Source organism: Pseudomonas sp. PB120, from assembly GCF_009761815.1.
GTDB lineage: Bacteria > Pseudomonadota > Gammaproteobacteria > Pseudomonadales > Pseudomonadaceae > Aquipseudomonas.
In genome coordinates, this window is record NZ_RWIN01000069.1 from 1 (window position 1) to 6,833 (window position 6,833).

Here is a 6,833-nt window from a genome sequence, read left to right on the forward strand (position 1 = left end):
CGATGGTGTGTCAGCAACACTGATGTCGACTGACACTCCATCGCGAGCAAGCTCGCTCCTACAGTGGATCTGCATCGATGTTTAGATTGTTGCGGCGACTTTCACTACGACCGGTGCGCTCCCCTCCACCGGGCTCTGCGCCTTGCACGCCTGGCTCAACGTCAGCGATTTGGTCTCCGGTGCCCACGCCCAGGACAGCAACGCGCCCAGTGCCAGGATCGCCGCGAGAATCCCCATGGTCGGGCTCAAGCCAATCCCCGCCACACTCACCGGCAACAGGAAGGTGCTGACCGCCGACCCCAGACGGCTCACCGCCGTGGCCAGGCCAATCCCGCTGGCCCGCACTTCCGTCGGGAAGCTCTCGGCCGGGAACACGCCCACCAGGTTGCTCACCGCCGACAACACCAGCGTAAACGCCCCGAACACCAGCACCATCAGGAACGCTGCACTGCTCGGCAACACCGCCAGCAGGAACAACGCCACCGCCAGAATGATGAACGAGTTGATCAAAAAGCCCCGACGGGAGAATTTGATCGTGCACCATATCCCGATCAACGCGCCGAGGATCAACAGCATGTTGAGCATCAGCTCGGTGCCGAAGCCTTCGGCCAGGCCCATTTTCTGCAGGATCGACGGCAGGAAGGTGTAGATGGCGAAGTACGGCATGACGATGCAGACAAAGAACAGGCAGTTGAACGCGGTGCGCTTGCGGTATTCACGGCTGAACAACACCGCGTAGCCGGAACGTGTTTCGGTGGATTGGGTTTCGTCGAGTTCGACGTTGGCCCCCAGGTGTTTCTTGACGATGGCTCGCGCCTCGGCAATCCGGCCCTGGTTCACCAGCCAGCGCGGCGATTCCGGCGTGCCGATACGCGCGATCAGAATCAATGCCGCCGGGATCGCCGACGAAGCGAGCATCCAGCGCCAGGCATCGTCACCCAGGCTGAGCATGGCGGTGCCGACAAAGGTCGCGGCGACGTAGCCGAAAGTCCAGATCACGCTGAACGAGCCGAGCAGCACACCGCGGTGCTTCTTCGGAGAAAACTCTGCGAGCATGGCGTGGCCGACGCTGAAGTCACCGCCCAGGCCGATGCCGATCAGCACCCGGCAGAGGAACAGGCCCATGGCCGTTTCGGCGTAGAACTGCATGACCGAGGCGACGGTGATCAGCACGAAGCTGACCAAGAAGATTTTTTGCCGGCCGACCTTGTCGGAGATCCAGCCGAAAAACAGGCTGCCCATGAACAGGCCAATCAGCGCCGAAGCCCCGATCAAGCCTTGCCAGAAGGCATCGAGGTGCATCTGCGGGCTCAGCAAGGTGAAGGCGATGCCGATCAGGCCGAGGATGTAGCCATCGGTGAAGTGCGCACCAAAGGTCAGGCCGGCGATCTTGATGTGAAAGCGGCCGATGGGCAGGTCGTCGATTTTTACCGGTGTTACGGACATGTTCGTCTCCAGTTGTTGTTATTGATGGAGAAATGAAACCGATTGGCGCGGGAGGTGTACCTGTGGGAGCGAGCCTGCTCGCTCCCACAGGGGTTGGGTGTGGGGTTACAGACCTCCCATCAGCAGGTATTTGATCTCCAGGTAGTCATCCAGACCGTACTTCGAGCCCTCGCGACCGAGGCCCGATTCCTTGATGCCACCGAACGGCGCCACTTCCGTGGAAATGATCCCTTCGTTGATCCCGACCATGCCCGCTTCCAGGCCTTCGGCCATGCGCCACACGCGGCCGATGTCGCGGCTGTAGAAGTACGCCGACAAACCGTAAGGCGTGTCATTGGCCTTTTGCAGCACCTCGGCTTCGTCCTTGAAGCGGAAGCACGCGGCCACCGGGCCAAAGGTTTCGTCCTGGGCGATCAGCATGTCGCTGTTGGCTTCGGCGAGGATGGTCGGCTCGTAAAACGTGCCGCCCAGTGCGTGGCGACGGCCGCCGCACAACACTTTGGCGCCCTTCTCCAGCGCGTCGCCCACGTGCAGTTCAACCTTGGCCAGTGCAGCCGCGTTGATCAGCGGACCTTGCTCGGTCTCACCGTCCAGCGCGCTGCCCACCCGCATCGCCGCCACGGCTTCGGCGAGTTTGCCGGTGAAGGCTTCGTAGACGCCGTCCTGAATAAAGAAGCGGTTCACGCAAACGCAGGTTTGCCCGGTGTTGCGAAACTTCGAGGCCATGGCGCCTTTGACGGCGGCATCCAGATCGGCGTCGTCGAAGACAATGAACGGCGCGTTGCCGCCCAGTTCCAGCGAGACCTTTTTCAGCGTGTCGGCCGCCTGACGCATCAGCAACTTGCCGGTGCGGGTGGAACCGGTGAACGACAGTTTGCGCACGATGCCGGAGGCTTGCAGCGCGCCACCAATGGCGACCGCATCACCGGAAACGACGTTGAACACACCGGCCGGAATACCGGCCTGTTCCGCCAGCACCGCCAACGCGAACGCCGACAGCGGCGTCTCTTCCGAGGGCTTGAGAATCATCGTGCAACCGGCCGCCAGCGCCGGGCCGACCTTGCGGGTGACCATGGCCAGCGGGAAGTTCCACGGGGTGATCGCAGCGACCACGCCGATGGCTTCCTTGACCACGATGATCCGTGCGTCAGCCTTGTGGCTTGGAATCACATCGCCGTAGGCACGCTTGGCTTCTTCGGCAAACCATTCCAGGAAGCTCGCGGCGTAGACCACTTCACCCATGGCTTCGGCCAGGGGTTTGCCCTGTTCACGGCTGAGCAAAGTGGCCAGGTCCTTCTGGTTGCTCAGCATCAACTCGCTCCAGCGCTTGAGCTTCTGGCTGCGTTCCTTGGCGGTCAATTTGCGCCAGGCAGGCAAGGCTCGGTTGGCCGCCTCAATGGCCAGATTAGTATGTTCAGCGCCGGCCTTTTGCACCTCGGCAATCAACTCGCCGTTGGCCGGGTTGAACACCGAGTACGTCGCACCACCGCTGGACCACTGGCCATCGATGAAGTTGCCGTTACGAATCAGCGCGCTCATGCCACGGCCTCGGTCAGGGTGAAACGTTCCAGACCCGGACGGGCCGAACGCAAAATACGTTTGCCGGCGGTGTAATCATTGATCACGTCGCACGGCGTGTAGTTGCGTTCCAGTTCATGCAATTCTTCAGCATCGAGCTTTGTCTCCAGCGCGGCCAACGCGCTGTCGAATTGCTCGGTGGTGTCGGCGCCGACCAGCATGCAATCCACGCCCGGATGGTTGACGACCCACGCCTGGGCGATCTGTGCGTTGGACACGCCACGGGCACGGGCCACGCGTTGTACCGAATGCGCGATCTCGAACGAGGCTTCGTCGCTGTACATCTGCTGGGTGAAAAAGTCGGTCTGGTTACGGGTCGACTGCGCGTCACCGGTCAACAAACCACGGGCCAGCGGGCTGAATACGGAAACCCCCAGGCCCTGATCGCGGCAGAACGGAATCATCTCGCGCTCTTCTTCGCGGTAGGCGCAGTTCAGTTGCAGCTGCATGTTGATCGGCTTGACCCAACCGTTGCGCTCGCAAGCCATGAGGATTTTCGCCAGTTGCCCGGTGAGCATGGTCGAGACGCCGATGTAACGGGCTTTGCCGGAACGCACGATGTCGTTCATCGCGCTCATGGTTTCTTCGACCGGGGTGTTCACGTCGAAGTAATGCAGCATGAAGACGTCGACGTAATCCATGTCCAGGCGCTTCAGCGAAGCGTCGATGCTGTCCATGATGTGCTTGCGCGAATGGCCGCTGGCGTTGATCCCGCTGCGGGTGCCATAACCGACCTTGGTGGTGATCACCAGGTCTTCGCGACGGGCCAGGCGCTTGACGATGCGCCCCACCACTTCCTCGCCGACGCCGGCGGAATAGAAGTCGGCCAGGTCGATGAAGTTCACGCCGTTGTCCAGCGCATGCTTGACGATCGGTTCGCTTTTCTTCTCATCGAAGATCCACGGTTTCCAGTCCGGGGTGCCCATGTTCATGGTGCCCAGGCACAGGCGGGAGACTTCGAGGCCGGAATTGCCCAAACGTGTGTATTGCATGGCGTCGACCTCAGGCTTTTGGCGTGTAGAAAGGATTGCTGATGTGGTTGACCACCTCTTTGAGCAGCGCGGTTTCCGGTTTGCCGGTCAGGGCGGCGCGGATCGCGGTGCGGCAGGCGTTGTAGTTGTTCAGGTAGACCGCATCCAGGTCGTCGCAGGCCGGGTTGACCCAGTTGGCGGTGACGATGGCCCACTCGTCTTCGGCTTCCGGTGGCAAGGTGCCGTCGAGCAAGGCTTCAAGCACAGCCTTGGCGATACCGGCCTGGGACGCGCCCCAGGTAGCGTTACCGTGCAGGTCGCTGCCGATAGCAGCTTTGTTCACATACAGGGTCATCGGTTTGACCGGAATGTTCGGCTGGGCGATGACCATGAACGGGCAGTGGCCCTGGCTCGGCGAGGCCAGGCTGTTGGCGAACGCCTGCCCTGCAGGACCGTTGCGCGGCCCGATCAGAATGTTGATGTGTGCGGCGTTGACGCCAGGGCCTTCGAAACCTTCACCGATGTACAGGTCGAGTTCTTTCATGGGTCATTACTCTTCAGGGATTTGAGGTGATCAGAAGTGCACGCGGACCGAAATGGTCGCGTGACAAAGGTCAGGGGTCGAAGAGCGCAGGACGTGGCGGAGAGGATCAGTCATGGGTGCAAACGCTCTTTTTTGTAGTTGGTGAGCTGTGTTTGCGATTTTTTAACACTGGGGCTTTGCGGGGCTGTAACCATTAAAAGTCATGGGGGCATGACTTCAAGTCATACCCCCTAGTCATACCTGTGGAATGCATAACCCTGTGGGAGCGAGCCTGCTCGCGAGGGTGTGTCAGTTGCATTGATGCCGACTGACACTCCATCGCGAGCAGGCTCGCTCCTACAGGGATTGTGGTTGTTCGGAATTACTGCGACATCGAGTCTTTCTTCATTTCGTCCTTTTTCATCGTGTCTTTGGACATGGCATCTTTCTTCATCTCGTCCTTTTTCATCGAGTCCTTGGACATGGCGTCTTTCTTCATTGTGTCCTTGGACATCGCGTCCTTTTTCATCGTGTCTTTCTTCATCGCGTCCTTGGACATCGAATCTTTGCTCATGCTGTCATTGCTCATGCCGTTGGTCGTCTCGGCGGCAAAAACACTGGCGGCGCCCACGGCGAGGCACATGGACAATACGACGGTGGTCAACTTTTTCATGATGAAACTCCTGGAGCACAGTTGCGAATGAACGCAGCGTGAGCTGCGCAGTGAAAGTGTCGGTGCCGTCAGCTGCCGCCGAACCAGTTGTAGCCCTGGTCTTCCCAGTAGCCACCGCTGTAGGTGTTGCTGACGAAAATCGCCTGAATGTGTTTGGGGTTCTTGTAGCCCAGCTTGGTGGGCATGCGCAGCTTCATCGGGAAGCCGTATTCGCGGGGCAACACCGCGCCGTCATAGGTCAGCGTCAGCAGGGTCTGCGAATGCAACGCGGTGGCCATGTCGATGCTGGTGTAGTAGTCGTCGGCACACTTGAACCCGACGTACTTGGCGTCCGTGTCGGCGCCGACGCGCTTGAGGAAGTCGCTGAAGCGCACCCCGCCCCAACGCCCGATGGCGCTCCAGCCTTCAACACAAATGTGCCGGGTGATCTGATCGGTCTGCGCCATGGCGCGCAGTTCTTCGAGGCGCCAGCTGCGTTTGTCGGCCACCAGCCCGGTGACCTCCAGTCGATAGCTTTCTTCCTCGACGGTTGGTGCTTCGTCGATGCCGTAGAACGCGTTGAACGGAAACGGGCGGGTGATCATCGACTCGGGGTAAGTCGGCGCCAGTGCGTTGGGATTGAACAGCCAACCCTGCACCCGATCATTGAAACGGGACATGGCGGACAGCGCGGTGTCGACACTGTCGTTGTCAGTGATGTTGCACCCCGAGAGCATGGCCACGCCGCCAAGGGTCAGGCCGCGCATCAGGAACGAACGGCGCGAGCGGTCCTCGATCTGCGGGGCGATGATTTTCCGGGCGTCTTTGAGGATGGAGGATTCATCCAGGCCTTCGATGCGCTTTTTCATACGGGCTCCTTGCGACCGACAATCATGGCCAACAGCGTTTTCGGAACCAGCGCGACCATCACCAGGTGCACCGCGACAAAGGCCACCAACAGCGACATCGCGATGAAGTGCACATGCCGCGCCGCGTCATAACCACCGAGCAATTCACGCAACAGCGGAAACTGCACGGACTTCCACAGCACCAGCCCGGACATCACCAGCAGCGTGATGTCGAGCATCACGAACAGGTAGGCAAACCGTTGCACCTGGTTGTAGTGACTCAGGTCGGCATGGCCCAATCGCCCTCTCAGCGCGGCCCACAGGTCGCGGAACACACCTTGGGGTGAAACCGGGAAAAAGCGTCGTGAGAGACGGCCACTGGCAATATTGGCGATCAGGTAAATCAGACCGTTGATCGCCAGGAACCACATCGCCGCGAAATGCCATTGCAACGCACCGCCGAGCCAGCCGCCCAAGGTGATCGATTTGGGAAAGCTGAAATCGTAAAGGGGCGACGCGTTGTAGATCCGCCAGCCGCTGGTGACCATGACCAGTACCGCCAGGGCGTTCAACCAGTGGGTCAACCGTAGCCAGCGGGGATGGGTGCTGACCGTGGGTGAAGCAGGTAACTGCGACATGATGGGCTCCCGGCGGTTGTTCTTGTTTGTTGGGCCGAGTATGGGAGCCGACTGATCGCCAAATCCTCACGTAAAGTTAAATAAAACGTGATAACTCCCCCGCCAATCCCCCAATAACCTGTAGGAGCGAGCTTGCTCGCGATGGTGTGTCAGTTGACTCCGGCGTAGCTGACACAC

Annotated in this window: 7 protein-coding genes; all 7 read right to left on the reverse strand. The window is 60.1% G+C overall.

Annotation, left to right across the window (positions count from 1 at the left end; all coding sequences use genetic code 11):
- Positions 1–81: 81 nt before the first annotated feature.
- A complete protein-coding gene (locus tag EJA72_RS13675) occupies positions 82–1,446 on the reverse strand; it encodes an MFS transporter (protein ID WP_157711971.1) in 1,365 nt (454 codons plus the stop codon).
- Positions 1,447–1,551: 105 nt separating this feature from the next.
- The gene (locus EJA72_RS13680) at positions 1,552–2,985 is read right to left on the reverse strand and encodes an NAD-dependent succinate-semialdehyde dehydrogenase (RefSeq protein WP_157711972.1); all 1,434 of its coding nucleotides are present in this window, start codon (positions 2,983–2,985) and stop codon (positions 1,552–1,554) included.
- Positions 2,982–4,016 carry an aldo/keto reductase gene (locus EJA72_RS13685; RefSeq protein ID WP_157711973.1) on the reverse strand — a complete coding sequence of 345 codons (1,035 nt, stop codon included), beginning with the start codon at positions 4,014–4,016 and terminating at the stop codon, positions 2,982–2,984. Before EJA72_RS13685 ends, EJA72_RS13680 begins: the two co-directional genes overlap by 4 nt.
- Before the next feature lie 10 nt (positions 4,017–4,026).
- Positions 4,027–4,539: a formaldehyde-activating enzyme gene (gene fae, locus EJA72_RS13690; protein ID WP_157711974.1), complete on the reverse strand. Its 513-nt coding sequence runs from the start codon at positions 4,537–4,539 to the stop codon at positions 4,027–4,029.
- 361 nt (positions 4,540–4,900) lie between these two features.
- Entirely contained in the window at positions 4,901–5,191 is a 291-nt protein-coding gene (locus EJA72_RS13695; protein WP_157711975.1) for a pentapeptide MXKDX repeat protein, read from the reverse strand.
- Positions 5,192–5,259: 68 nt separating this feature from the next.
- On the reverse strand, positions 5,260–6,039 hold the full coding sequence (locus EJA72_RS13700) for a molybdopterin-dependent oxidoreductase (protein ID WP_157711976.1): 780 nt from the start codon (positions 6,037–6,039) through the stop codon (positions 5,260–5,262).
- On the reverse strand, positions 6,036–6,656 hold the full coding sequence (locus EJA72_RS13705) for a cytochrome b/b6 domain-containing protein (protein WP_157711977.1): 621 nt from the start codon (positions 6,654–6,656) through the stop codon (positions 6,036–6,038). The genes EJA72_RS13700 and EJA72_RS13705 overlap by 4 nt, the downstream gene beginning before the upstream one ends.
- Between the last annotated feature and the right edge of the window lie 177 nt (positions 6,657–6,833).

Bases quoted from the DNA above. Each gene is read 5' to 3' on its own strand.
- EJA72_RS13695 (WP_157711975.1), bottom strand. From the start codon at position 5,191: ATGAAAAAGTTGACCACCGTCGTATTGTCCATGTGCCTCGCCGTGGGC.
- EJA72_RS13700 (WP_157711976.1), bottom strand. From the start codon at position 6,039: ATGAAAAAGCGCATCGAAGGCCTGGATGAATCCTCCATCCTCAAAGAC.
- EJA72_RS13680 (WP_157711972.1), bottom strand. From the start codon at position 2,985: ATGAGCGCGCTGATTCGTAACGGCAACTTCATCGATGGCCAGTGGTCC.
- EJA72_RS13675 (WP_157711971.1), bottom strand. From the start codon at position 1,446: ATGTCCGTAACACCGGTAAAAATCGACGACCTGCCCATCGGCCGCTTT.
- EJA72_RS13705 (WP_157711977.1), bottom strand. From the start codon at position 6,656: ATGTCGCAGTTACCTGCTTCACCCACGGTCAGCACCCATCCCCGCTGG.
- EJA72_RS13685 (WP_157711973.1), bottom strand. From the start codon at position 4,016: ATGCAATACACACGTTTGGGCAATTCCGGCCTCGAAGTCTCCCGCCTG.
- fae (WP_157711974.1), bottom strand. From the start codon at position 4,539: ATGAAAGAACTCGACCTGTACATCGGTGAAGGTTTCGAAGGCCCTGGC.